The following is a 1,113-nucleotide window of genomic DNA, read 5'->3' on the forward strand; positions in this document are numbered from 1 at the left end:
TCGACCCGCTTGATTTTCCATTCAATTAGCTCCATATCTACAGACATCGACCTGAATTAAAAGCAAGGACACTCAGATGCAATCCCCATTTATCGTTGAGTTAACAGAACAGAATTTTAGAGAAGTGCTTGAAGGATCAATGAACACGCCCGTTCTGATTCATTTTTGGGCCAACGCTCAACCAGAAAGCGCACAAGTGCTACCTGAGTTGCAAGCTCTCACTCAACAGTACAATGGTGCTTTTACATTGGCTCTGCTGAACTGTGAAGATCAACCAGCGCTTGCTTCCCAATTTGGTGTGCAAGTACTGCCAACAATCGCGTTGTTTGTTAATGGACAAGCGGTCGATGGCTTAGGCGGGCCTCAACCAATCGAAGCGATTGGCACAATGCTACAAAAACATTTGCCAAGCCCTGACGAGCAACTATTGAAGCAAGTAAGCGAACTGCTTCAACAAGGCGAACATGCACAAGCTCTGAACGTCATTCAAACGCTGTCAGATGAACTGCAATCACGCGGTTATGTAAAATTAGCGAAAGCCGATTGTTTGCTAGAAACCAAACAATTCGAATTAGCACAAGAGTTGTTAGCAACCATCCCACTGGAGTATCAAGACAACTCTTACAAAAGCTTAATCGCGAAACTGGAACTGCATCAGCAAGCGGCTGAAAGTCCAGAATTAAAGCGCTTGGAACAAGAGTTGGCAGCTAACCCAGACAATTTCGAATTGGCATGTGAGCTAGCAGTACAATACAACCAAGTGGGTCGTGATGAAGAAGCGCTAGAGCTACTTTGGAACATTTTAAAAGTAAACCTAGGCGCGCAAGATGGCGAAGTGAAGAAAACTTTTATGGATATCCTAAGCGCATTAGGACAAGGCAACGCTATTGCACGTAAATATCGTCGCCAGCTGTACTCCATCTTGTACTAAGCGCAGAGTTCTTCTAAAAATAAGACAATAAAGGCCGGAAATCCGGCCTTTGTTTTTTGTTAGAAGTCGCTATACAGCATTGGGGCTGCTGGTGGATATTCTATTGGTTGCCAACGATCATTAAAGGTGTATTTGGCATAAAGCATAAAATGGTTTGGAGTATAAAACTCAGAACGCTGCAC

At 43.8% G+C, this 1,113-nt stretch carries 1 protein-coding gene; it reads left to right on the forward strand.

What is annotated here, in order from left to right:
- The first annotated feature begins 76 nt into the window (after positions 1 to 76).
- A complete protein-coding gene (locus R7Z78_RS24640) occupies positions 77 to 931 on the forward strand; it encodes a tetratricopeptide repeat protein (RefSeq protein WP_169643780.1) in 855 nt (284 codons plus the stop codon).
- Positions 932 to 1,113 lie beyond the last annotated feature (182 nt).

Origin of the sequence: Vibrio sp. 1167, from assembly GCF_033340375.1 — a bacterium.
Classification (GTDB): domain Bacteria; phylum Pseudomonadota; class Gammaproteobacteria; order Enterobacterales; family Vibrionaceae; genus Vibrio; species Vibrio alginolyticus.